Origin of the sequence: Winogradskyella alexanderae, from assembly GCF_020166335.1 — a bacterium.
Lineage (GTDB): Bacteria > Bacteroidota > Bacteroidia > Flavobacteriales > Flavobacteriaceae > Winogradskyella > Winogradskyella alexanderae.
Genome location: NZ_JAIUJR010000004.1, coordinates 54,052 through 78,480, shown reverse-complemented (window position 1 = coordinate 78,480; position 24,429 = coordinate 54,052). Strand labels below are relative to the sequence as shown.

Below are 24,429 nucleotides of genomic sequence, written 5' to 3'. Positions count from 1 at the left end.
AAACATTTGGTTAAGCATGCAAAAACTATTTACACAAATAAAAGGGGACAGGGCAATTTGGGCAATTGCAACGTTGTTAGCTATATTTTCGTTCCTTCCCGTTTATAGTGCAGCAAGCAATTTAGCCTATACAGGTGGTACAGGGAATACTTTTTCATATTTTGTAAAACACTTCATGCATCTGGTATTGGGTTTTTCTTTAATGTATGGTGTGCATAAAATACCCTATAAATACTTCAGAGGATTATCAATAGTCATGGTGCCTATTGTTTTAGTTTTACTTTTAGTAACCTTACTTCAAGGTACCACCATAGAAGGAGCCAATGCTAGTAGATGGATTAAAATACCGATTGTTAATATGTCGTTTCAGACCTCTACACTGGCAGCCGTTGTACTCATGGTCTATGTGGCGCGTTACCTATCTAAAATTAAAGACAAAGCCGTAAGTTTTAAAGAAACCATAATACCTCTTTGGGCACCAGTATTTTTTATTCTAATATTAATATTACCAGCCAACTTTTCCACTACAGCTATAATCTTTACAATGGTTATGATGTTGGCATTTATAGGTGGCTATCCAATTAAGTATTTGCTAATAATAATTGGAACAGGACTGATTGCCTTAACAATGTTTGTATTGGTTGCAAAGGCCTTTCCTGATGCCATGCCAAATCGTGTAGATACTTGGTTAAGTAGAATCGAAAGTTTTACTAATGATGAAGATACTGAAGCAGATTACCAAATCGAAAAAGCTAAAATTGCTATTGCATCAGGTGGTATACAAGGTGTGGGTCCTGGCAAAAGTGTTCAAAAGAACTTTTTGCCACAGTCTTCTTCGGATTTCATATTTGCTATAATCATCGAAGAGTACGGTTTGATAGGCGGGTTGTTCCTACTTATTCTTTACAGTTGGTTGCTTTTTAGAATCGTGATCGTGTCCCAAAAAGCAGATACCATTTTTGGAAAACTTTTGGTGCTAGGTGTTGGGCTACCTATTGTTTTTCAAGCTCTAATAAATATGGCAGTTGCGGTAGAATTGTTTCCAGTGACAGGTCAGACCTTACCATTAATAAGTAGTGGTGGTACATCAATATGGATGACATGCCTTGCAATAGGTATAATTCTTAGCGTTAGTGCTAAACGACAAGAAATAAAAAATAAGGAAGAGTTAGAAAACGATAATCCATTGGATATTTTAAGTGAAGCCATTTAGTGGAAAATTATAGATTCATATTATCAGGCGGAGGAACGGGTGGCCATATTTATCCGGCAATTGCTATTGCAAACGAATTGAAAAGGCGATATCCAAAAGCAGAATTTTTATTTGTGGGTGCTTCTGACAGGATGGAAATGGAAAAAGTACCACAAGAGGGATATTCAATTGAGGGTTTGTGGATATCTGGTTTTCAAAGAAAACTGTCATTTAAAAATCTAAGTTTTCCTTTGAAACTTATAGCCAGTCTGCTTCGTTCAAGGAAAATATTAAAATTATTCAAGCCACATGTTGTCATTGGTACGGGAGGTTTTGCCAGTGGTCCGCTTTTACAGGTAGCTTCAGCTAGGAAAATACCGAGTTTAATACAGGAGCAAAATTCATTTCCAGGAGTAACAAACAGGCTTTTGGCAAATAAAGTAGATAAAATTTGTGTTGCTTATGAGGGATTAGAACGGTTTTTTCCAAAGGATAAAATAGTTCTTACAGGTAATCCAATTCGAAAGGATTTACTCGGAGTAATGGATAACCAAATCCAAGCAAAAGACTCATTTAAATTAAAACATAATAAACATACTTTATTAGTTCTTGGAGGTAGTTTAGGTGCACGTAGAATAAATGAATTAGTAGAAAGTAACCTACAACTTTTTGAAGATCTGAAGGTAGAAGTAATCTGGCAATGCGGTAAACTGTACTATGACACTTATAAGAAATACAACGGTTTAGAATATGTTCAAGTTCATGCATTTCTAAATCAAATGAATCTTGCGTATAGTGCAGCAGACATCATAATTTCGCGTGCTGGAGCAATTTCTGTTTCAGAGTTGTGCGTGGTTGGCAAGCCTGTAATATTTATTCCGTCTCCAAATGTGGCAGAAGACCATCAAGCAAAGAATGCTAAGGCAATAGCAGATAAAAATGCGGCCGTTTTAATTACAGAAAAACATTTGGAAAAAGATTTTAAAGATGAATTCTCTGAACTAATTGCCAATAATGATAAAAGAAAAACACTCAGCGACAATATCAAAAAATTAGCACTAACAAATGCCACCAATGAAATTGTTGATGAAATTGGCAAACTATTAATTAGTAAATGAACCTGAAAACTAAAAATAAGATATATTTTATAGGCATTGGAGGCATTGGGATGAGTGCTTTAGCGCGATATATGCTCGCACACGGAAAAGAGGTTTCAGGATACGATAAAACTAAAACAGCCCTTACGCAAACTCTTGAGGAATTGGGCATTGACGTTAGTTATAATGAGGATTTAAGAAAAGTTAACTCTCCATATTATAATCCCAAGGAAACCTTAGTTGTTTACACTCCTGCAATTCCCAAAACACATACGGAATTGGTATTTTTCAAAACCAATAACTATGATGTATGCAAACGTTCTGAACTATTAGGAATAATAACTGAGGAGACGTTTTGTTTGGCAGTTGCTGGTACTCATGGCAAAACTACAACTACTAGTATTTTGGGCCATCTACTATACTCCTGTGAAATACCAGTTACAGCATTTTTAGGCGGTATAAGTCAAAATTACAATTCTAATTTAATTATTAATGGTACCGATGTAACAGTTGTTGAAGCAGACGAGTTTGATCGTTCGTTTTTAACCTTATCTCCAAATATGGCATGTATTACCTCAATAGATGCAGATCATTTAGATATTTACGGCGATGCCTCAGAATTAAAACGCGCATTTGAGAGTTTTTCAAAGTGTATAAAACCTAACGGTAAACTATTTGTAAAGAACGGTTTGCCAATTAAGGGTATAACCTATGGTGTTGATGATGATTCAGACTATACAGCAAAAAATATTAAGATAAAAAATGGGTGTTACGTTTTCGATTTAAAAACACCCATTCAAACGCATAAAGACTTCAAGCTTGGCCTACCTGGTAGACATAATTTGTCAAATGCAATAATAGCCCTGGCGATGGCTGCAGAATATGGTTGCCCGCTTAAGCAGCTCGCCAAGGCTTTAGCATTATACAAAGGTGTAAAGCGAAGATTTACCTATCACATTAAAACTAACAGTTTTGTTTTTATAGATGACTATGCCCATCATCCTGAAGAAATTAATGCTGTTCATGAAGCAGTGAGAGAAATGTATCCTGGTAAAAAGGTAATGGTAATTTTTCAACCGCACCTGTATAGTAGAACCCAAGATTTTGTGAATGAGTTTGCAGAAAGCCTTTCAAAATTTGATCAAATATTTCTTCTTGAAATTTACCCGGCTCGCGAGTTACCCATCGAAGGCGTAAATTCAGAATGGTTATTGAAAAAAATCAACAATCCAAATAAAAGGCTAATTCAGAAATCTGAAATAATAGATCATATAAATAACAATGATGTAGACGTACTTTTAACAATTGGAGCGGGTGATATTGGCGATGAAGTAGAACATATTAAAAAAGGACTTGCGCATGCGAATTAAGTTTAACTATATAAAGGTTGTAGGTTTATTAGTGCTTGTTTGCTTTTTATTTGCTTTTTCCAATCAAAGAAACAAAGAAAGAAAAGTGAACATTCAACCGCCACATTTTGTAGGTGAAAACAAATTATTTATAACGGATGCCACTGTTAGTAAATTGTTAATACAAAATCAACCACGGGTTACGCAACAATCTAAAGATATCATAGATTTGAACGAACTAGAAGACGCCCTAAATTCTAATTCAATGATCAAAAAAGCAGAGGTGTTTATGTCAATAAACGGTGAGCTTTACACTGAAATTGAACAAAAAAGGCCTATTGCAAGAGTAAGTTCAAATGCTTCGTATTACATAGATGATGAAGGTGGTTTTATGCCTTTGTCAGATAATTATACGGCACGGGTTCCTCTGGTTACTGGGACTATAAACAAGAAAAGTTTAAATACGATTTACACATTTGCAAAAGCAGTAGATGAAGATGAATTTTTAAAAAAACATGTTATTGAAATTCATCAAAATAATGATGGTACAATAGATTTTAAAGTTCGAAAAAGTGATTTTAAGGTTCATTTAGGAACTTTAAAAAAACTAAATAAAAAGATAAACAATTTTAAAGCCTTTTATCAGAAAGCATTTAAGGACAAAACTTTGGACTCCTTTGAAATGGTTAATCTAAAATTTGACAAACAAGTGATTTGTACCAAAAAATAAACTATGGAAAACAATAACATAGCTGTAGGACTGGATATTGGAACCACGAAAATTGTAGCCATGATTGGGCGCAAGAATGAATATGGTAAGGTCGAAATTCTTGGTGTCGGTAAATCCAAGAGTTTAGGTGTACATAGAGGTGTGGTAAATAACATAACCCAAACCATACAATCAATTCAGCAAGCAGTTCAAGAGGCTGAAGTTGCAGCAGGGGAGAAAATTTTTGAGGTAACCGTTGGAATAGCGGGCCAACACATACGCAGCTTGCAACATAGTGATTATATAACACGGTCTAATTCGGAGTTAGTAATTGAAGAAGCAGATATTGATAGATTAATAAACCAGGTCCATAAATTAGTAATGCTACCTGGTGAAGAAATTATCCATGTCTTGCCACAGGAATTCAAAGTAGACGGCCAAGCCGAGATAAAAGAACCAATAGGTATGTACGGTGGTCGACTTGAGGCTAACTTTCATGTAGTTGTTGGTCAGGTTTCTTCTATAAGAAATATTGGGAGATGTGTTAAAAGTTCCGGATTACAACTCGAAGGAATTACTCTAGAGCCACTTGCATCTGCAAACGCTGTTTTAAGCCAGGAAGAAAAAGAGGCTGGAGTGGCCTTGATAGATATTGGTGGTGGAACAACAGATCTTGCTGTATTTAAGGATGGTATTATTAGGCACACAGCCGTAATACCCTTTGGAGGTAATGTAATCACGGAGGATATTAAAGAAGGTTGCTCAATAATTGAAAAGCAGGCAGAACTCTTAAAAATAAAGTTTGGCTCTGCATGGCCAGGTGAGAACAAGGATAATGAAATAGTTTCCATTCCAGGATTACGTGGTAGAGAACCTAAGGAGATAACACTAAAGAATTTATCGAAAATAATTCATGCTCGAGTGGTTGAGATAGTTGAACAGGTTTATGTAGAAATTAAGAATTACGGTCACGAAGAGCAAAAGAAAAAGCTAATTGCAGGAATTGTTTTAACAGGTGGTGGTAGCCAATTAAAACATTTGAAGCAATTGGTTGAATACATTACAGGAATGGATACGAGGATTGGATATCCAAATGAGCATTTGGCAGGTGACAGTGACGACGATATTGCCAGCCCACTATTTGCAACTGCTGTTGGTTTAGTGATGGATGGATTAAAACGTCAGGAGCGAAAGTTTGCCGAGAGAAGTGAGCAAATGAGTTCGGAAAACAACGAGAATTCTGAAGAATCAATCGAAGATATTACGATTTCTAAAGATGAAGTAGTAAAGGAGCGACGTTCTTTTTTAGATAAATTAACAGAAAGAGTTAAAGAATTTTTAGACAACGCAGAGTAGAAAATAATTAATTAACCATAATATAAAAAATCCCATAATCACAAGTAATATGAGTAATAGCAACGAATTTGGAAACATCTCATTTGATTTGCCAAAACATCAATCTAATGTAATAAAAGTCATTGGTGTTGGTGGTGGCGGTAGTAATGCCATTAACCATATGTTCCAGCAAGGCATCAAAGGAGTTGATTTTGTAATCTGTAATACAGATGCTCAAGCACTTCAAAATAGTGGTGTTCCAAATAAGATTCAACTTGGAGTAAACTTAACCGAAGGATTAGGAGCCGGTGCAAACCCTGAAGTAGGAGAACAAGCCGCTGTAGAAAGCCTTGAAGATATCCGTAGAATGTTAGATACCAATACAAAAATGGTATTTATTACAGCTGGAATGGGTGGAGGTACAGGAACAGGTGCAGCGCCGATAATTGCAAAAATGGCAAAGGAGCTTAATATACTCACTGTGGGTATAGTTACGATACCGTTTCAGTTTGAAGGTAAAATGCGTAATGAGCAAGCGCAACGTGGTATCGAGAATTTAAGACAACACGTAGACTCATTAATTGTAATTAATAATAATAAGTTGCGTGAAGTTTACGGTAATTTAGGGTTTAAAGCAGGTTTTTCTAAGGCAGATGAGGTGTTGTCAACGGCATCAAGAGGAATTGCAGAGGTAATTACGCACCACTACACGCAAAATATAGATTTGCGAGATGCCAAAACAGTACTAAGTAATAGTGGCACCGCGATTATGGGTTCAGCCACAGCATCAGGACAGACTAGAGCACAAGAAGCTATAATGAAAGCTTTGGATTCTCCATTATTGAATGACAACAAAATTACAGGAGCTAAAAACGTATTGTTGCTTATCGTTTCTGGTTCGCAAGAGATTACTATTGATGAAATAGGTGAAATTAACGATCATATCCAAGCAGAAGCAGGTCATGGTGCTAATATCATTATGGGTGTAGGTGAGGATGAAGCCTTAGAAGAGTCGATTTCAGTAACCATAATTGCAACAGGTTTTAATATAGACCAGCAAAATGAAATTTCTAATACTGAAGCAAAAAAAGTAATACATGCGCTTGAAGAAACCCCGAGTGAAGAGATCAGCACAAAAGAAAAAGAACCAGTAATTATAACGCCAGATATTGTTTTAGAAAAAGAATCGCCTATTGTTAGACACACCCTTGTAGATGAGGATGAAGAATTGGATGTTGTTTCAAAGGCATCAGATAAAATGGATATTATTCCAACAACAGATTTAATAAAAAACATTAATGTTGTTTATGAAGAGGTATTGGATAGAAAGCCAATAGCTTCTGAACCAGAGGAATTTATTATAACTCCAGTTAAACCTGTAAATGAAGAGCCAATTCTAGAGCAAGAAGAACAGATAACGCTCACATTTGATTTACCACTATCTTCAAATCAACCGGAAAAGGTTGAAGAACCTGATGCGCACGAAGAGACAATGTTTTTCAGTCTAGATGATGAGGTTAAAGATATGGATGTTAATGAGCCAGTAGAGATTATCTCTGTAACAGAGGTTAATGAAGAGGGAGAAAAACGCTATGCCTTAGATGATTTTGAAACCTATGAATCTTCCATGAATACAAATACAAAATCACCTGAGGTTAAGGAAGAAGTTATTTTTGAAAAGAAAATCTTACCCATTGAGGAAGAGGTGGAAACAGCAGAAGAGGAGATTGATCCAATGAATAGCCCTATATCAGAATTGATTAAGGCCAGAGCAGACGAGCGTCGTCGCAAAATGAAAGATTTCAATTACAAGTTTAACAATGCTAAAATAGATGAAATAGAAAAGGAACCTGCTTACAAAAGACAAGGTGTGGATTTAGAAGACGTACAACACTCTTCAGAAAATAATACTTCAAGAATGTCCATAGGGACAGACGATAATGATGAAATTCAATTAAGAAGTAATAATTCATTCTTGCACGATAATGTCGATTAATAGCATATCAGATTAAAGTGTTTTAAACACACCTGAGTCTAGCCCAAAAAGTCCCTCAGCTTTTTGGGTTTTTTGTTTCCAATTGTACACGGCAATAGGATGAAAACTTACAAATCTTTAGTATCTTCGCAGATACAAATTTTTTATAGAGATGAGTTTACAAGACGATGTTATGAAAGCCATGAAAATGGCAATGAAGGAAAAAGATCAAACAGCGCTGGAAGCTTTGAGAGCTATTAAATCTGCAATACTTTTAGAGAAGACTGCCACAGGAGGAGGAGAAGAACTTTCAGAGGAGAAAGAATTAAAGTTGTTGCAAAAGCTTGTAAAACAGCGTAAAGACAGTGCAGCAATTTATTTAGAACAAGACAGGAAAGATTTAGCCTTGCCTGAAATAGACCAAGCAGAGGTGATAAGTCAATTTTTACCCGAAGCGCTAAGTGAGGAAGAGATTGAAAAGGTAGTTGTTATGACCATCGATGACATTGGAGCTCAGGGTATGAAAGATATGGGAAAGGTTATGGGAATTGTAAATAAAGAATTAGCAGGACGAGCTGATGGTAAAACCATTTCTACCATAGTAAAAGCAAAATTAAGTGAGTAGAAAATTGGCCACGTAGCTCAGCTGAATAGAGCACTGGATTTCGGCTCCAGCGGTCGTAGGTTTGAATCCTACCGTGGTCACGAATAATTGAATGGCAAGCAATAGCATTGCTTGCTTTTTTATTTTTTATCTTCTCAAAGGTGATTAACAAATAAACCTTATTTTTAAAGGACAATTAAAACGCTATAATGAAAAGAATACTAGTTACAGGTGGCGCAGGATTTGTTGGCTCCCATTTATGTGAACGCTTGCTTAATGAAGGAAACGAGGTGATCTGTTTGGACAACTATTTTACGGGTTCTAAGCGTAATATAGAACATTTAATGGACCATCACTTTTTTGAATTGGTGAGACACGATGTCATTAACCCATACATGATAGAGGTTGACGAAATCTATAATTTTGCCTGTCCAGCTTCACCCATTCATTATCAATACAACCCTATTAAAACAACTAAAACGTCTGTAATGGGTGCCATTAATATGCTTGGTTTGGCAAAGCGCGTTAAGGCAAAGATATTACAAGCTTCTACAAGCGAAATTTATGGAGACCCAACAGAGCACCCACAAAAGGAAACATACTGGGGAAATGTCAATACAATTGGATTAAGATCTTGCTACGATGAAGGTAAACGTTGTGCTGAAACATTGTTTATGGATTATCATATCCAGAATCGAGTTAAAATTAAGATAATACGTATTTTCAATACTTATGGACCTAGAATGCACCCTAATGACGGTAGGGTAGTTTCAAATTTTATTGTACAGGCTTTAAGAGGCGAAGATATTACTGTGTTTGGCGACGGGATGCAAACCAGAAGCTTTCAATATGTAGATGATCTAGTTGAAGGTACAGTGAGAATGATGAATACCAGGGATGAATTTTTAGGTCCAGTAAATATTGGCAATCCTAATGAATTCACTATGTTGGAATTAGCACAACAAATATTAGATTTAACAGGTTCAAAATCTAAACTAACCTTTAAACCATTACCTCAAGACGATCCAATGCAACGCCAACCAGATATAAGTCTGGCCAAAAGAGAATTGAAAGGTTGGGAACCAAAAATTCAATTAAAAGAAGGTTTAACACATACGATTGAATACTTTGACAAATTATTGAAAGAGAGTTGGTAGTTTTAAGCTTACTTATGGTTATATAAAAAAAGGCACTCAACATTAGAGTGCCTTTTTTAATCTTTAATTTTATCTTATAGTAAAAAGAAAACCTGAAGATGCGTTTGGAAATGGTTACTATCTATGCCACTATCTTTAGAATCAAGGGCAAATTTTGCAATTGATTGGAGTCTAATTCCAGTGGTCTGTCTTGTATTTAACCAAAAAAGAATTCCTCCACCAAGATTAAAAGTAACATTCGTTGTATCTAAGGAAAATAGACCAAAACCAGCGTTACCATATAAATCTAACCATTTAACTTCAGGAAATATTTTCTGCCCGAAATAATATTTTGCGTGTGTATCAAGGGCAAAATAAGTTAAATCTTCTTCTAAAGTAACGCCATCAACAACACCGCCCTCTGAGAATGAATTTAGTGTTAATGCTTGTTCAATTGCAAGACCGGTATCCCATTTCAATTCAACTGCAAATGAAATAGGCAGACCAGTTGCCCAATCGCCTATATCACCAAAAGGAGATTGTGTACCCTGGCTATTTATAGCGTTTATGCCTACACTAGCAAACCAATCTTTATCATTTTGTGATTCTTGAGCAAAAGTACTTTGTGCAATGGCCATTATCAGAATGGCAAGGTAAATTCGTTTCATAAAAATAGTCTGACATTAATACTATGTAATCAAAAATAGTATAATATGGTTAAAGTTATGAATTTACCTTAGATAAAATTTTGCTTAATAAATGTTTTCTGTAAGATTGGTTGAATACTAGTAAATGGATTCGCTCTAGAAATGATATTGCAACGAATTGAAATTGTTTTAAGGTTTTATGGAGTATAGGGAAATGAAATTTTAGATTGTATAAAAAGCGCTTAAAAACGTTTTGTTTAAATCCTAAAGAATCAAAATCCTTAAAATGAATCGAGGCAAGACTTAAGTATGACTTAATGTACTTGTTGGTTAGTCTCTCTTCAAGTACGTTATTTTTGTTAATATCTAATACTAAACTATCATAGATAGATTTAAGGCTAATTGAACAATAATAATAACCTTTATCATTAATTTGCCAACTCAAAACATTATGAAGCCCTAAAAACTGTAATGAAGGAATAGGTATTCCGCCCTCTACATGTGTAGAATTAAAAAAATCATAAATATCAATTTGATCTTGATGTTTTAAATTAAACAAGGCGTTATGCAGCTCTATAGCTGCCAATTTTTTGGTATTCACCAATCGGTCTAAATGCCTATGACCTTTTACCTCGTAATCAAAACCAATAGTTCTGTTGTAACCTGAGGATTGAATTAGTTTGAAAGCTCGTTTCTCCTGTTCTTTTTCAACTAATATATCAATATCGCCTACCATACGTTCACCTGTATCTCTGTAAACATTTGAACACAATAATGCTATACCTTTTAAAAAGACATGCTTAATCTCGTGCTTCATAAGCAATTTTGAAATTGACGTTGCCTCTTCGATTAAACCTAAATTTCTATTTCGATTTATACTTGTTAGTTGCTCCAAGTATGCGGTAAGTTCATCGGGTAATAGATCTAATAATTTGCGCTCTTTTAGTCTGCAATAAATTGTCGGTAAAACGAGGTGACTACTGCCAATTTTCACCAATGCGTCCCAATCAACAGTTTTATTTTTAATATGCGCTTCAAGTTTCTTGTTGTCCGTTGTAAAGCTCAAGATAAGCGCAATTAATTGATATGTTTTGAAAAGGTTGGCCATTGAATAGTAAATATAGTACTAAAAAAAACGCATGGTCTACTCTTCCTCTCGGAAGATATCAGAAACCATTTCGATCATTTCATTAGTATCACTATAAGTTAATTTATAGCGTTTCACTTTAGTCATCCAACCAAGAAATTTCTGAGCGTGTTCAGGATCTGGTGAAAGCCACGATTCGGGTATTAGTGTTTCTAAGATAGATTTAATGGAAACTTCCTCTAAGTCAGTTCGTGCGTTTGATTTGTAATTAACCAGAACAATTGCTTTACATGGGTAGCTAATTTTTGATGGTTTAGTTGTAGTATGATAATATATTAAGCCCTTTGTTGGATTCAGGTTTGCAGTTGGTAAATTATCAAAACCCTTAATAAGTGGTCTTAATAGCTTTGAAGCAGATTCTTTTATTGAAACCCCATTAGGATTATGGTAAATATACCTGTCTTCTGCAAGCATTGGCGAAACATCATCAGCAAGTAAATAAAAACCATTTGAGGCTAAAAGTGTACTTATGGTGCTTTTACCACTACCAGATGCGCCACTAAACAGAATTGCAGATTTATTGTCCGTTACGGTAGAGCCATGAAAGGTTCCTAACCAGTCTGCTACTTTCTTGTTGTAAATTTCACAAAAGACGTGCATCACAAATTTTCCTCTGAGGAAATGATAGTCTTTCTTAGGTGTTCTTAGGATGCATATGTCATTTTTAAACATATATAGATGTTCATTTTTAAGATAAACATCAAAAATTACATCAGGCTGTATTTCTAATTCCGTTTCTAAATGAGCCAATTGAGGATGTATCGTACTGAGTACCAATTCCGAATCACAATAAACCACAATGGACTTTTCATTGATGAGATACTTTTTTTTAATGTATCTGTGTGCATTATTTAGTTTTATATCAATTATATTTTCAGGCTCAATAATAGAATTACAAGATTCCAAATACGTTCTTATCTGATTAGTTATAGTTTGGCTATCTTGGTCTGAAACAGCTGGTTTAATGGACATTAAAAAGTCATCTTCATTTTTAGCTTCTAAGTATAAGTCAAGTACAGATTTAAAATTACTATCCACTATGCTATAGGAATTAGAAACAGCGTACCATAGCACCCAATATTCACCACATAAAAAGCTATATGTAGGTGCTAATTCATTTTTCAAAATAATAACTTTGGATTAATCAAAAGGATTTCCACCAACATTTGGTGGTGAATCTGCCTGCGCTTTTTGTGGATTCAAAATCATGAATGTACCTACTGCAGTGATAGTCGCATATTTCCCCATTTTTTTTATGGCCTCTTTACGAGTTATTTGGTTATTTTCTTTGTTCATGGTTCTGGCCAAAATTTGGTTCAAAAATAATAAATAAAATGATTAATTGAAGTTAATTGAATACTAAGGAAAATTACATTTTGTTATTGCATTGATTACTAGTGTACAATCACTTTTTTTGTTAAATTAACTCTATCATTTTTTACTTCAACAATATATACTCCTGTTGTTAATTGTGCTGTGCTTATAGATTGAATTTGAGTATTTGAATTCAGCTTACTTTTACTCATCAATCTGCCATGTATGTCATAAATATTAGCTTCCACACTATTGTCGAATAATCCTGATACAATGATCGAATCACCAGAATAATCTGCAATAATCTTATAATCTGTAATACTATTCTCTATACTTGACAAAGCACTATCTGTAAATCTTAAAAAGAATCGACCTGTACCATTAAGATTTACTGTCGGCGTAAGGACGTAGTCGTTTGCATTCAGTAGGGTCGACGTATTCGCAACAGTGTCATCAAGAAAAACATTAATGGTTTCTGGTATAGAACTAAATGCAGTGTTGAAGGTAACCTGCTCTCCAATATTGGAATCAACACCTAATGGTATTATTACATCAGAAACATCAGAAAGGGCTAACGCTTGTAATGCCATATTACGACCTGTATTACCTTCAACCAAGTGAGAATAAAGATTGCTTTCACCAAAGGTTCCTGCATCATAACCCTGATCTAATCCTCTTGTGGCACCATCCATAAAAAAGAAAGTCGTTATGGTCTCAGTGGATTTGGTCAAACCCAGTTTATAGGTATAACCTGGTATACTGGTTCGCCCTACTATATAGTCGTCAACGCCAGAGGTGGTTCTCATATCATTCGTCGTTGCATCAAAGGTGATGGTACCACTAAATCCTTGTGTAGGTTCTGCAGGTACAAAAAAGCCTTGTCCAGGTGCAATATTAAAGTTCTCACCACTGAACATAGAGATCGTAGCAGCGTTAATGATGGTGTAGTTATTTGCCGTTGTTGCTGCCCCTCCTGAATACGTACCACTGTTGTAAGCATAAATAGCTTCGGCAGAATCTTCCATTGGACCTGAATTAACGGAAAGAAAAATTGAAGCATCCAAATAACTTGGGAAAGGATTACCCATTAAATTCCATTGACTATCTATGTCAGCAGTTGGTGTAGATATTGTAACATCAAGATTGGTATTTAAGACATCGCCTGTAAAAGTAAGGTTCGCACCAGAGGTAGTTGCTGCCCGATAACCGATACCTTGCTCCAATAATTTAGCTCCTGGATCTGGTGGGGCTGTCGGTAAATATGTAGGTAAATTATTAAATACAAGATTACTATTGTCGTATTCACCAAAGGCATGTAAAGTATTACCAGGATTTGTTGCTAGGACATCTCTATTAGTAGGACTCCCTATATCTAAGAATTGTTGAAAATTAAATGCAAAACTCAATAAGGGCAAAGCTATTAAATCATTACCTACTGATCCGCCGGTTGTTCCTATTTGGTTAACAAAGCGTTCATAATTAACTGTACCATTTATACTACCGTTTCGGATTAAACTTGAATAGTTAGTAGATGTAGACTCCAAAACCATCTCATTATTAAGGTTGAGAGTAACACCATTATTTATTATTATACTTTTTGAACTGAAGACAGTTACATTATCAACTGTTGCATTAATATCTGAAGTTACGTCATTATTTATACTTACGTCACCGCCATTAAGTGGTATCCCTCCAAATTGCCATGTAGAAGTAGAATTCCAATTAGAATCACTTATTGAGGTGTAAGATGTATTTGAAGACAATGCATTTTCATAAAACGATGTAGATGGATTAATACCATCACCCGTAGAATTAAAAACTATTTGATGGGTCATTGTTATGGGAGTTGACCCAGTGGCGGGATTAGAATTTGGGAATCTTGACCACATAAAGTTTCCTTCTTCGTTATTGGTCCAATAAGTTATTCCTAAAGGTTTGTCATTACCTCTAGTAAAGTTCAATGATGCCCATGCAATTCGAATTCTAACCTCACCATTAGGCGCATTTTGAAAATCAATTTGCGAATTTGTTCCATCATCACCTGCTGTTCTGCTAACAAAAGTCCAAGACCCTGACGTACCGTTATATAATTCAATAGCATTGCCATTGGACACAGGAGCACCGTAGAAGTCATCATTGTTTTCATATACGATATAATAATCTGGAAGATTACCACCTGTTTCAAAACTCACATTTTCGACAGAATTGCTGCTGCCTGTCGCCGTATTTGGATCTGTATCAAATGCAACATAATACATGTCGGAACTATAATTAGTATTCCCTTCAGACCATCCTATATAAATATAGGTGTTATCCCAATGTGTATAAAATGTTGTAACTGAAGTTGCTATTGTTCCATTTGTTCCAAATGCAGTAGCATTGTTATCTGCTGAATTCATCGAAATGGTATTAGGAGTATTTTGAGCATTAACTCCAAATACGATACTCAGCAGAAAAAAATAAAATATGTAGATATGTCTCATTCAGAATTAAGGATTAGATTGTAATTCAATATACTCAAAGATAGAATTGTTTTGCTACTTTCAAAAATCAAAACAAAATTCAATTGATCTTTTTCAGATTTTATCGAACTGTTAATTAGTTTACAAATCACTAGAAGGTTAGTCCTTCAAAATAGCTTAGATTTGTAAAGCATCTATTTATGGTGTTTTAATCAATGAAATAGAATGAATAAAGTCGCATTTATTACAGGTATAACTGGTCAAGATGGGGCCTATTTAAGTGAGTTTCTTCTTAAAAACGGATACATAGTACATGGCCTAAAAAGACGTTCTTCACTTTTTAATACTGACAGAATTGATCACTTGTACCAAGATCCGCATGTAGACCATCAAAATTTTTATCTGCATTATGGTGATATGACAGATAGCACTAACCTTATTAGATTAATTAAGGAAATTCAACCTGATGAAATCTATAATCTGGCCGCCATGAGCCATGTTGCAGTTTCTTTTGAAATACCAGAGTATACAGGTAATACCGATGCCTTGGGTGCACTTCGTATTCTTGATGCCGTACGTTTATTGGGTTTAGAAAAAAAGACTAAAATATACCAAGCTTCAACATCTGAGCTTTATGGTAAGGTACAGGAAGTGCCACAATCGGAGACTACACCGTTTTATCCAAGATCACCTTATGCCGTGGCTAAGATGTATGCCTTTTGGATCACCGTAAACTATCGTGAGGCCTATGATATGTTTGCTTGTAATGGAATACTGTTTAATCATGAATCACCAATACGTGGGGAAACCTTTGTGACAAGAAAGATTACGCGAGCAGTATCTCGTATAGCATTGGGATTACAGGATAAATTTTATTTAGGTAATCTCGAAGCACAGCGAGATTGGGGACATGCGAAGGATTATGTACGGATGATGTGGATGATACTGCAAGCAGATAAGGCAGAGGATTGGGTTATTGCTACTGGTAAAACGACTAGGGTTAGGGATTTTGTAAAAATGAGTTTTGCAGAAGTAGGTATTGAGCTTGAATTTAAAGGTAAAGGTGCGGATGAAAAAGCCTTTGTCACAGAATGTAACAATCCAAAATACCAGTTAGAAATCGGTAAGGAAGTATTATCTGTAGACCCAAGATATTTTAGACCAACCGAAGTAGATCAATTAGTTGGTGATGCCACCAAAGCCAAGCAAAAATTAGGTTGGGAATGCAAATATTCATTGAAGGATTTAATTCACGAGATGATGGAAAGTGATTTAAAGCTAATGACCAAGCAACAGTATCTTGAAGATGGCGGTTATTCAACTTTGAACTATTTTGAGTAAGGATTTTGTTACTCGTGATTGGTAATTAGATGATCCTGTTCCAAATTTTTTATTTCACATGAAAACACATAAAGATTTAGATGCCTGGAAGAAAGCCATAGATTTGGTTGAAGTTATCTACCACCTTACACAAATTTTCCTAAAGAAGAACTATATGGTTTAATATCACAAATGAGACGTGCTGCGATATCTATACCAAGCAATATAGCCGAAGGTGCAGGAAGACAAGGAAATAAGGAGTTTATTCAATTTTTATATATTGCTTTAGCATCTTTATCTGAAGTTGAAACACAATTGATTTTGGCAGAAAGGTTAGGATATATTGATAATTTAAATGAAATGAATGCTAAAGTTGAAAGTTTGACTAAGCTTATATATGGACTCATAAGATATGTGAAGTCCAAATAGGAAATATAAATGAATAACGAACAAATCGAATCACTTACAACAAATTACGATTCACGAATTTACATCGCTGGCCATATGGGTATGGTTGGTTCTGCGGTTTGGAGGTCACTAGAAGCAGAGGGCTACACAAATCTTATCGGTAAAACCAGTCGGCAGCTCGATTTGAGAGATCAAAGACTCGTTATGGATTTTATCAGTTCATATCGACCAGATATTATCATTGATGCAGCCGCAAAAGTAGGAGGAATCTTAGCTAATGATCAAAATCCCTATCCATTTTTAATGGAAAACCTGCAAATACAGAATAACTTAATTGATGCGGCACACAAATATGATGTAGCCAAGTTCATTTTTTTAGGAAGCTCTTGTATTTACCCTAAACTGGCGTCGCAGCCTTTAAAAGAAGAATACCTCTTAACGGGCAGTTTAGAGCCTACGAATCAATGGTATGCCATAGCGAAGATTGCGGGAGTTAAAGCCTGTGAGGCCATACGGAAACAATATGGTAAGGATTTTGTGAGTTTGATGCCTACCAATTTATACGGCCCTAACGATAATTTCGATTTACAAAGTAGCCACGTACTGCCAGCCATGATTCGCAAGTTTCACGAAGCCAAAGAAAATAACCATGCGCCAGTAACCCTCTGGGGCTCTGGGACTCCGATGCGCGAGTTTTTGCATGTAGATGATCTGGCCCAAGCGGTAGTATTTGCCGTAGAACATGTATTGCCGGAGTATTTGTACAATGTTGGCACTGGGAGCGATGTGACTATAAAGGCCTTGGCAGAAACCATACAGGCCATTGTAGGGCATAGGGGCGAAATTATCTGGGACAGTTCCAAGCCCGACGGAACACCACGGAAGTTGATGGATAGTAGTAAGATGCAGGCGTTGGGGTGGGAACCTCTTAATTCCTTGGAGGAGGGTATCCGACAGACCTATAAGTGGTATTTGGAATACAAAGATTAGTTATTTACGCAATGAACCTATACTTTATTGTATTGGCCTTTAATCCTAAATAATAAAAAACAATTACATTAAAAGTATTGAATTTTCCAATTATAAATATTTCAGAATTAAAATCACGTGCATTAAATAGCCGTTTAATAAACGATTCTTTTTGGGCCTTATTTGGTAATATTATAGCCAAAGGATTGGCACTTGTCGCTGGAATCATTGTTGCTCGCTTTTTAGGGAAGGACACTTTTGGTGAGTATGGAATAATACGTAACACGTTAATGTCAATAGCTGTTTTTTCCACTTTTGGTCTAGGCTATACCGCAACAAAATATGTTGCTGAATATAAAAATAGTAATCCTGCTTTTTTAAGAGTAATATTAAAGTACTCACGGAATATTACACTGTTCGTAAGTGGAACCATGGCGGCTGCCCTTTTAATATCTGCGAATTATTTTTCGGAAATTGTTTTAGAATCATCGCACTTAGCCAATCCTTTGCGTTTGGTTGCACTTTGGATTGTGTTTAATGCGGTAACTACAACTCAAATAGGTGTTTTAGCCGGTTTTGGTGATTTCAAAGGTATGTCACGGATTAATACTATAGTTGGTATAATTACCTTTATTTTTAGTTTAAGCTTAACATATTATTTTGGATTAAATGGAGCTTTAGTAGCACTGCTGATATCGCAAATAGTTAATTGTTGGTTAAACTATAGGTTGGTTAAGAGTAATTTACCCCAACGAAGCGACTCTGTTGAAATAGATAAACCTTTACTCAAGGACATTCTTAAGTTTTCACTTCCTGTAGCATTGCAGGAAGCCTTATATTCATTAACGTCTTGGCTAATAAGTCTTATTTTAATAAAGCTTGCGAGTTTTGGCGAACTGGGTTTATATGCTGCAGCAATGCAATGGAACACCATCATATTATTTGTCCCCGGAATATTGAGGAACGTTATATTATCACATCTGTCAGAAGTAACAAACATCCCCAAACGCCATGATAGAGTGCTTAAATTGACACTAATTATAAATTTTCTAATGACATTTATCCCTTTTTTAATTGTGTATTTTTTATCAGATTTTATTGCTAATTTTTATGGGGATTCATTTGTTGGATTGGCAGATATTATTTCTATTGCGGTATTTACTGCTATATTTTCAAGTATGAGTAATGTATATGCGCAAGCTTTTATGTCTAAAGGAAAAAACTGGTTAATGTTTATAATAATTCTATTTAGAAATATTTCCATTATCTTATTATTTTATCTTTTATTTTTGGAATTTCAAGATTTAAAAACTGGGTCATACATTTTGGTCATAAGCAATTTAATCATAACGGCTTTCTTTTTTTTCATTTTGAGCTTAATATATAAGTTAAAAGTTCACTAAAAAATTAACGAAAACAGCTATAAGATATGTTAAAATGAAAGAGGTTGTAAACTTATATTGGTACAAGTTAAAAGAAGGAAATGGTAATTTCGGTGATGAATTAAACTATTACTTAGTTAAAAAGCTTAGTGACGCAAAAGTTAGACATATAATAATCCCATCAAGAGGTATTCATTACATCTACAAATCATTAAGTTATATTTATCATGGTGTTGTTAATTTCAAGGATTACAAAAAATTAATTCATCAATTTTTTATCAATAATATTGTGGTCGCTGTTGGAAGTGTAATTGGTGTACCAAAAAATAAAAAAGCAAAAATCTGGGGTAGTGGAATTATTAAAAAAGATGAAAAAATACATAATGCTCAATTTATTGCGGTAAGAGGAAAATATACACAACAAAGATTATTAGAGCTTGGTTTTAAACCACCAAAAGTTATAGGTGATCCAGCGATACTTCTACCTTTAGTTTACAATCTACATGAATCAAAAAAAAAATATAAGTTAGGGATTATCCCACATCATATTCATTTTCAAGAAGTTTTTGAAATAATTAAAAGTGATAAAATTAAAATAATTAATTTAACAGAGAATATTGAGGATGTTATTTGTCAAATCAATTCATGTGAAATTACCATTACTACTTCACTACACGGTTTGATTGTTTCGCACGTTTACGGAATACCTAGCTTATGGTTTGACTTTAAGCAAAGGCCTTTATTTGGTGATAATATTAAATTTGCTGACTATTTTTCATCTGTAAATATACCTGAGTATAAAGCAATTGATTATGATATTGTGAATTTGTCGGTAAAGGATATTAAAGAAATTTTTGAACAACATACCTCACTTTCCAAAATTAATTGTGACATAGCAGTTCTTCAAAAAAGTCTTTTATTAGTAGCTCCATTTAAGGTTTTAGAAAAATATAAATGCCAGAAGTTACAGTAATTATTCCAATTTATAATGCTGAAGAATATATTGAGCAATGCGTTAATAGCATTACTAACCAGAGTATCTCAAATATTGAAATACTATTAGTTAATGATGGTAGTACTGATGATAGCGGCTATATATTGCAGGAGCTTGCCAAAAAGGATAACCGTATTAAGGTATTTCATAAATTAAATGAAGGACCCAGCTCAGCACGTAATCTAGGATTGTATTATGCACAAGGTGATTATATTTCCTTTATTGATTCTGATGATTGGGTTGAGTCAGATTTCTTAAAAGAAATGTATTTAGCTGCAACACGGTATGATGCGGATATTGTTAGTTCAGGCATTAATGTAGATTATGTTAAAGAGAAAAAATTTGTTAAACTTAAATACCCCGAAAATAAATATTGCGAAAAAAAAGAACAAATAGGTGATTTTTTTTGGGAACTTCATAAAAGAAAACTTTCTAATTACCCGGTTACTCGGCTTTATAAAAACGCACTAATAAAAAAAAATAAAATTAAATTTAACAATGATTTGTCTGTCGGAGAAGATTTAGTTTTCAATTTACAAGCGTTTAAACACTCTTCACTCGTTGCAATTACGAATTCTGCCTTATACCATTATATGAAAAGAGAAAATTCCACTTTAACTTCATGTTATAATTCTAATTATTTATATTCTAGAAAAGTACAATTGAAGGCATACAATGAATTTTTTAATCATTTTTCAATGAATAGAGATGAGCATATACTTTTTTTAGATTGTTTTTATATCAGTACATATATAGGGTTCATATTAAATCTTTATAAAAGAAATTCCCCTTTGGATGCTAAACAAAGGATATCCCTAATTGGAAACGAAATTTTTAAAAACAACCATGAATTGGATCAAAAATTAAAAAGAATTAAATTGAAGGGGTTTAATAATCGCCTTTCTAAATTTTTAATTATTAATACTAATGCACTTATAACGGATAGTTTCTTTAGACTATTATTTTATCTACGAAATAAATTTGAGATAGTATATTTAAAATTCAGATTCGTTTTAAACAATTAATACTTCTTGAAAAATCTTAATAAGATACTAGCATTAATAACCGCTATACTACTACTAGCACAGGTTTCGTTTCTTAAACTTAATTTGGGTATTGCCTATTATTTAACACTTTTTTTTGTTTTAGTTATTCTCCTTCTACAGAATCTGAATTATAGAGTAAATAAACTTATGATTTTACTAGTATTATCTTGTTTATTAAGTATTGTTTTCAATGAAATTCCAACTTTTTTCAAACCTTATGAGCGCTTTGCGGCATTTATTATTGTTATGGGTTTAGTCGGGCCTTTAATAAGGAGTTCTGCTTTGCAACAATTTAGATTCTATCTGCTTAAACTAATAACAGTTTTGACTGTGGCTATGGTGACAATTTCCTTTTTTGGTATTACAGCGGGTCTGCCTATAATGATTGGTCGTGGTGGTTTTGTAGGTTTATTTAATCATTCTATGATGTTAGGCCCCATGGCTGCTATTTCCTTGTTGGCATGCGTTCATTGGGCAAATACAGCAGATAAAAAGAAAAACCGTTTCATTTTTCTTTCAATAGGCGCTATATCTTTTGTTATTTGTGTAGCTGCTGGTTCCCGATCAGCTCTATTGGCTGGACTTGTTGGGGGATTATTTTATTATTACAAAGTTTATATGGGTAAACTAGCTCGTTACGTTCGTGTGATTCTATTGTTAACCTCAATTGGTATTATGAGTTTACCGCTTTGGGAAGGTTACACTCAAAGAATCATGGGTAAAATGGCTTATGCAGAGAAACAAGGAGACGTCTTAGTAACAAGGGATGAACTTTGGTCTGCCAGAATTTCAGAGTTTAAAAAATCTCCAGTATATGGTATTGGTTTCGCATCAGTTGATACTTCGCTCACACCTAAATTTGATAAATCAGGAGGCCAAATAGAGCCTGGCTCTTCTTGGTTGGCATTGCTATCTATGATTGGGTTATTAGGTTTTTTACTTTTAGCATTTCTCATTTTTAGATATACTAAATTTTTATATAGAGATAAATTAATGCATAAAGACTCAGCATTTTTAGGTGCTATGCTCTTCTTTTTTATAATCCATATGGCAGCAGAAGGCTATGTCCTTTCTGCTGGTTCAGGAATGTTCTTAATTTTTTGGTTATTGCTAGGTAATATTGAATTTTATTCTAAAAAATTAACCTCTAAAATAGCGGTAGTTCAATGGACGTAGTCTTTCTAGTCATAAATTACATGCCCCATCAATTGATATCCATAAAGGAAATTTTAACTACTGAAGGAGTAACTGTACATTCTTTTAGTTATAAAGAACCACATACAACACCTTATCGTCTGAAAAATTTAAAAACTTATAGGCTTAAAGATTTATCTCGGCAACAATTTTTAAAGAAATTAATGAAAATAAACCCTGAACTGATTGTTGTAGCCGGTTGGGCAGTAAGTGATTTTGTGTGGGTTGCAAAAAAGGTTCGTAAAAAGCTTAATATACCAATTGTATCATATTCAGACACACAATGGCAAGGGACTATTAAACAAAAAATAAATTGTTTGATTAGTCCCTGGCACCTAAAAAAAGCATTTTCACATATTTGGGCGGCAGGAATTTACCAATATGAATATGCTAGAAAATTAGGTTTTGCCAAACCGAAAATTATAACAAACGCTTTAAGTTGTGATGTACAATTGTTTAGCGAAGTCTCAATTAAGACAAAGAGGAAAACTTATCCTAAAAACTTTTTGTTTATTGGGCGCTTTGTGCCAGTAAAAGGTTTAAATCTTTTAATAAAAGCTTGGAATCAAATCTCCGATAAGAAAGGTTGGACGCTTACCTTGGTAGGCGACGGACCGCAAAAAAATAAAATCTATAATTTAGAGGATGTTATCTTAAAGAATTACATGACGCAAAAAGAGATTAGGGAAGAGTTCGAGCAAGCCGGTTGTTTTATTTTACCTTCAATATATGAGCCTTGGGCTTTAGTTATTCATGAAGCTGCAGTTGCTGGTTTGCCAATAATTGCAACTAATGTATGTGGTGCAGCACCACATTTTATTATAACTGGCTACAATGGGTATAAAGTTCAGCCATCTGTAGAAGACATTAAAACTGCGATGGAAAACATCATGGCACTAACTACAGAGCAACTTTTAGAATTTTCTAAAAACAGTCGAAAGCTTTCAAGCTCCATTACACCCGAGCTAGGTGCAGCACAATTATTGAGTGTTATTAAATGAGAATAGTACATACAATAGCATCCATCGATGAGACAACAGGCGGTCCAGCACGCAGTGCCACACAATTGGTGCGAGGTATTGTGCGTAAAAAGGAGGTTAGTACCGTTAGCTTACTTACCTTATCAAGCCCTGCTCCTATTATAACAAAGTTTAATAATCCTAAGGCAAAACTAGTTTTTAACCGCGCCAACCTTATAGGCTATTCTAAAACACTACATCAGGCCCTAATACAAAGTGATGCTAATATTTTTCATGGTCATGGCATATGGGAAATGCCAGTACATCAAATGGCAATTTACGCCAGAAACCACCATATTCCATACATCATAACACCAAGAGGTATGCTGGAACCCTGGTCGCTACAACAAGGTAGGTTTAAAAAGCAATTGGCCTTAAAACTTTACCAGTACAAGGATCTCAATAAAGCCTCGTGTATACACGCAACGGCTAAAATGGAAGCCCAGCATATTCGTGACTTGGGTTTTACCAACCCAATAGCGGTTATCCCTAACGGAGTACCTTTAAAAGAGTTGCTCCTCAAAACAAAACCGTCCCAAACCAAAACCCTGTTATTCCTGTCCCGTATCCATCCCAAAAAAGGCCTTGAAATGCTCATTGAGGGTTGGGCTCAATTAGATAGTGCTATAAGGGTAGGTTGGTCTGTTAATATTGTAGGTAATGGCGAGCCAAAGTATATAGAGCAGTTAAAACAAATTATTAACGCCAAAGGTCTGTCCGAGACAGTAAAAATAAAGGAGTCTTTGTTTGGAGCTGATAAAGTCAAAGCCTATCAAGAGGCTAGTTTGTTTGTGTTGCCTACTTACAGTGAAAATTTTGGAATTGTGGTGGCCGAGGCCTTAGCTTGTGGCACACCAGTTATCACCACACAGGGCACACCTTGGGCCGATTTGAAAGAAAATGACTGTGGCTGGTGGATTCCCATAGGTGTTGAGCCCCTGAAGCAAACCTTGCAGTCTGCCTTGCAATTGCCTAATGCTACCCTCCACCAAATGGGTTTAAGGGGTAGGCAATTGGTGGAACAAAAGTATAGCATGGAAGCCGTCGCTGAACAAATGCTACAATTATATCAATGGATTTTAAATGATACTGAACCACCAGAATTCGTTACATTTAAACCCTAAAATTAA

General features: G+C 34.8%; 22 protein-coding genes and 1 tRNA gene. 18 read left to right on the top strand and 5 right to left on the bottom strand.

Features of this window, described 5'->3' with window-relative positions; translation table 11 throughout:
• The first annotated feature begins 16 nt into the window (after nt 1–16).
• The 9 genes from LBU54_RS07690 to LBU54_RS07650 all read left to right on the top strand — a co-directional run bounded on the left by LBU54_RS07690 (nt 17) and on the right by LBU54_RS07650 (nt 9,418).
• Entirely contained in the window at nt 17–1,213 is a 1,197-nt protein-coding gene (locus tag LBU54_RS07690) for an FtsW/RodA/SpoVE family cell cycle protein (RefSeq protein ID WP_224528003.1), read from the top strand.
• Nucleotides 1,213–2,310 (top strand): undecaprenyldiphospho-muramoylpentapeptide beta-N-acetylglucosaminyltransferase, encoded by a 1,098-nt coding sequence (gene murG, locus LBU54_RS07685; RefSeq protein WP_224528001.1) that lies wholly within the window; start codon nt 1,213–1,215, stop codon nt 2,308–2,310. Before LBU54_RS07690 ends, murG begins: the two co-directional genes overlap by 1 nt.
• Entirely contained in the window at nt 2,307–3,659 is a 1,353-nt protein-coding gene (gene murC / locus LBU54_RS07680; protein ID WP_224527999.1) for a UDP-N-acetylmuramate--L-alanine ligase, read from the top strand. The genes murG and murC overlap by 4 nt, the downstream gene beginning before the upstream one ends.
• Nucleotides 3,649–4,368 (top strand): cell division protein FtsQ/DivIB, encoded by a 720-nt coding sequence (locus LBU54_RS07675; RefSeq protein ID WP_224527996.1) that lies wholly within the window; start codon nt 3,649–3,651, stop codon nt 4,366–4,368. The genes murC and LBU54_RS07675 overlap by 11 nt, the downstream gene beginning before the upstream one ends.
• Nucleotides 4,369–4,371: 3 nt before the next feature.
• Nucleotides 4,372–5,703: a cell division protein FtsA gene (gene ftsA, locus LBU54_RS07670; protein WP_224527993.1), complete on the top strand. Its 1,332-nt coding sequence runs from the start codon at nt 4,372–4,374 to the stop codon at nt 5,701–5,703.
• A 49-nt stretch (nt 5,704–5,752) separates the two neighbouring features.
• On the top strand, nt 5,753–7,678 hold the full coding sequence (gene ftsZ / locus LBU54_RS07665; RefSeq protein ID WP_224527992.1) for a cell division protein FtsZ: 1,926 nt from the start codon (nt 5,753–5,755) through the stop codon (nt 7,676–7,678).
• A gap of 151 nt (nt 7,679–7,829) precedes the next feature.
• Complete coding sequence (locus tag LBU54_RS07660) at nt 7,830–8,282, top strand: GatB/YqeY domain-containing protein (RefSeq protein WP_224527991.1); 453 nt, start codon at nt 7,830–7,832, stop codon at nt 8,280–8,282.
• A 6-nt stretch (nt 8,283–8,288) separates the two neighbouring features.
• Nucleotides 8,289–8,362, top strand: a tRNA-Arg gene (locus LBU54_RS07655).
• A gap of 108 nt (nt 8,363–8,470) precedes the next feature.
• Entirely contained in the window at nt 8,471–9,418 is a 948-nt protein-coding gene (locus tag LBU54_RS07650; protein WP_224527990.1) for a UDP-glucuronic acid decarboxylase family protein, read from the top strand.
• Between the two features lie 74 nt (nt 9,419–9,492).
• Here LBU54_RS07650 and LBU54_RS07645 read toward each other — a convergent pair whose 3' ends face one another.
• The 5 genes from LBU54_RS07645 to LBU54_RS07625 all read right to left on the bottom strand — a co-directional run bounded on the left by LBU54_RS07645 (nt 9,493) and on the right by LBU54_RS07625 (nt 14,988).
• A complete protein-coding gene (locus LBU54_RS07645; RefSeq protein ID WP_224527989.1) occupies nt 9,493–10,065 on the bottom strand; it encodes a hypothetical protein in 573 nt (190 codons plus the stop codon).
• 55 nt (nt 10,066–10,120) lie between these two features.
• Complete coding sequence (locus tag LBU54_RS07640; RefSeq protein ID WP_224527988.1) at nt 10,121–11,152, bottom strand: nucleotidyltransferase family protein; 1,032 nt, start codon at nt 11,150–11,152, stop codon at nt 10,121–10,123.
• Between the two features lie 36 nt (nt 11,153–11,188).
• Nucleotides 11,189–12,316, bottom strand: coding sequence for a P-loop NTPase family protein (locus LBU54_RS07635; RefSeq protein WP_224527987.1), 1,128 nt, complete (start codon nt 12,314–12,316; stop codon nt 11,189–11,191).
• A gap of 15 nt (nt 12,317–12,331) precedes the next feature.
• On the bottom strand, nt 12,332–12,487 hold the full coding sequence (locus LBU54_RS07630) for a hypothetical protein (RefSeq protein WP_224527985.1): 156 nt from the start codon (nt 12,485–12,487) through the stop codon (nt 12,332–12,334).
• Between the two features lie 98 nt (nt 12,488–12,585).
• On the bottom strand, nt 12,586–14,988 hold the full coding sequence (locus LBU54_RS07625; RefSeq protein WP_224527983.1) for a T9SS type A sorting domain-containing protein: 2,403 nt from the start codon (nt 14,986–14,988) through the stop codon (nt 12,586–12,588).
• Nucleotides 14,989–15,192: 204 nt separating this feature from the next.
• Here LBU54_RS07625 and gmd point away from each other — a divergent pair, with 204 nt between their 5' ends.
• The 9 genes from gmd to LBU54_RS07580 all read left to right on the top strand — a co-directional run bounded on the left by gmd (nt 15,193) and on the right by LBU54_RS07580 (nt 24,423).
• A complete protein-coding gene (gmd, locus tag LBU54_RS07620) occupies nt 15,193–16,308 on the top strand; it encodes a GDP-mannose 4,6-dehydratase (protein WP_224527980.1) in 1,116 nt (371 codons plus the stop codon).
• A gap of 171 nt (nt 16,309–16,479) precedes the next feature.
• On the top strand, nt 16,480–16,716 hold the full coding sequence (locus tag LBU54_RS07615) for a four helix bundle protein (protein ID WP_262899735.1): 237 nt from the start codon (nt 16,480–16,482) through the stop codon (nt 16,714–16,716).
• Between the two features lie 9 nt (nt 16,717–16,725).
• Nucleotides 16,726–17,685: a GDP-L-fucose synthase family protein gene (locus tag LBU54_RS07610; protein WP_224527977.1), complete on the top strand. Its 960-nt coding sequence runs from the start codon at nt 16,726–16,728 to the stop codon at nt 17,683–17,685.
• A 77-nt stretch (nt 17,686–17,762) separates the two neighbouring features.
• Nucleotides 17,763–19,067, top strand: a complete 1,305-nt coding sequence (locus LBU54_RS07605) for an oligosaccharide flippase family protein (RefSeq protein WP_224527974.1) — start codon at nt 17,763–17,765, stop codon at nt 19,065–19,067.
• Between the two features lie 34 nt (nt 19,068–19,101).
• Complete coding sequence (locus tag LBU54_RS07600; RefSeq protein WP_224527971.1) at nt 19,102–20,019, top strand: polysaccharide pyruvyl transferase family protein; 918 nt, start codon at nt 19,102–19,104, stop codon at nt 20,017–20,019.
• Nucleotides 20,001–21,065, top strand: coding sequence for a glycosyltransferase family 2 protein (locus tag LBU54_RS07595; RefSeq protein ID WP_224527968.1), 1,065 nt, complete (start codon nt 20,001–20,003; stop codon nt 21,063–21,065). Before LBU54_RS07600 ends, LBU54_RS07595 begins: the two co-directional genes overlap by 19 nt.
• A gap of 84 nt (nt 21,066–21,149) precedes the next feature.
• Entirely contained in the window at nt 21,150–22,262 is a 1,113-nt protein-coding gene (locus LBU54_RS07590; protein WP_224527967.1) for an O-antigen ligase family protein, read from the top strand.
• On the top strand, nt 22,253–23,281 hold the full coding sequence (locus tag LBU54_RS07585) for a glycosyltransferase family 4 protein (RefSeq protein WP_224527966.1): 1,029 nt from the start codon (nt 22,253–22,255) through the stop codon (nt 23,279–23,281). The genes LBU54_RS07590 and LBU54_RS07585 overlap by 10 nt, the downstream gene beginning before the upstream one ends.
• The gene (locus tag LBU54_RS07580) at nt 23,278–24,423 is read left to right on the top strand and encodes a glycosyltransferase (protein WP_224527964.1); all 1,146 of its coding nucleotides are present in this window, start codon (nt 23,278–23,280) and stop codon (nt 24,421–24,423) included. Before LBU54_RS07585 ends, LBU54_RS07580 begins: the two co-directional genes overlap by 4 nt.
• Nucleotides 24,424–24,429: the final 6 nt, after the last annotated feature.

Excerpts from the sequence above, each read along its gene's own strand:
- LBU54_RS07690 (WP_224528003.1), top strand. The coding sequence starts at position 17 with ATGCAAAAACTATTTACACAAATAAAAGGGGACAGGGCAATTTGGGCA.
- murC (WP_224527999.1), top strand. The coding sequence starts at position 2,307 with ATGAACCTGAAAACTAAAAATAAGATATATTTTATAGGCATTGGAGGC.
- LBU54_RS07675 (WP_224527996.1), top strand. The coding sequence starts at position 3,649 with ATGCGAATTAAGTTTAACTATATAAAGGTTGTAGGTTTATTAGTGCTT.
- ftsA (WP_224527993.1), top strand. The coding sequence starts at position 4,372 with ATGGAAAACAATAACATAGCTGTAGGACTGGATATTGGAACCACGAAA.
- ftsZ (WP_224527992.1), top strand. The coding sequence starts at position 5,753 with ATGAGTAATAGCAACGAATTTGGAAACATCTCATTTGATTTGCCAAAA.
- LBU54_RS07660 (WP_224527991.1), top strand. The coding sequence starts at position 7,830 with ATGAGTTTACAAGACGATGTTATGAAAGCCATGAAAATGGCAATGAAG.
- LBU54_RS07650 (WP_224527990.1), top strand. The coding sequence starts at position 8,471 with ATGAAAAGAATACTAGTTACAGGTGGCGCAGGATTTGTTGGCTCCCAT.
- LBU54_RS07645 (WP_224527989.1), bottom strand. The coding sequence starts at position 10,065 with ATGAAACGAATTTACCTTGCCATTCTGATAATGGCCATTGCACAAAGT.
- LBU54_RS07640 (WP_224527988.1), bottom strand. The coding sequence starts at position 11,152 with ATGGCCAACCTTTTCAAAACATATCAATTAATTGCGCTTATCTTGAGC.
- LBU54_RS07630 (WP_224527985.1), bottom strand. The coding sequence starts at position 12,487 with ATGAACAAAGAAAATAACCAAATAACTCGTAAAGAGGCCATAAAAAAA.
- LBU54_RS07625 (WP_224527983.1), bottom strand. The coding sequence starts at position 14,988 with ATGAGACATATCTACATATTTTATTTTTTTCTGCTGAGTATCGTATTT.
- gmd (WP_224527980.1), top strand. The coding sequence starts at position 15,193 with ATGAATAAAGTCGCATTTATTACAGGTATAACTGGTCAAGATGGGGCC.
- LBU54_RS07615 (WP_262899735.1), top strand. The coding sequence starts at position 16,480 with ATGAGACGTGCTGCGATATCTATACCAAGCAATATAGCCGAAGGTGCA.
- LBU54_RS07610 (WP_224527977.1), top strand. The coding sequence starts at position 16,726 with ATGAATAACGAACAAATCGAATCACTTACAACAAATTACGATTCACGA.
- LBU54_RS07600 (WP_224527971.1), top strand. The coding sequence starts at position 19,102 with ATGAAAGAGGTTGTAAACTTATATTGGTACAAGTTAAAAGAAGGAAAT.
- LBU54_RS07595 (WP_224527968.1), top strand. The coding sequence starts at position 20,001 with ATGCCAGAAGTTACAGTAATTATTCCAATTTATAATGCTGAAGAATAT.
- LBU54_RS07585 (WP_224527966.1), top strand. The coding sequence starts at position 22,253 with ATGGACGTAGTCTTTCTAGTCATAAATTACATGCCCCATCAATTGATA.
- LBU54_RS07580 (WP_224527964.1), top strand. The coding sequence starts at position 23,278 with ATGAGAATAGTACATACAATAGCATCCATCGATGAGACAACAGGCGGT.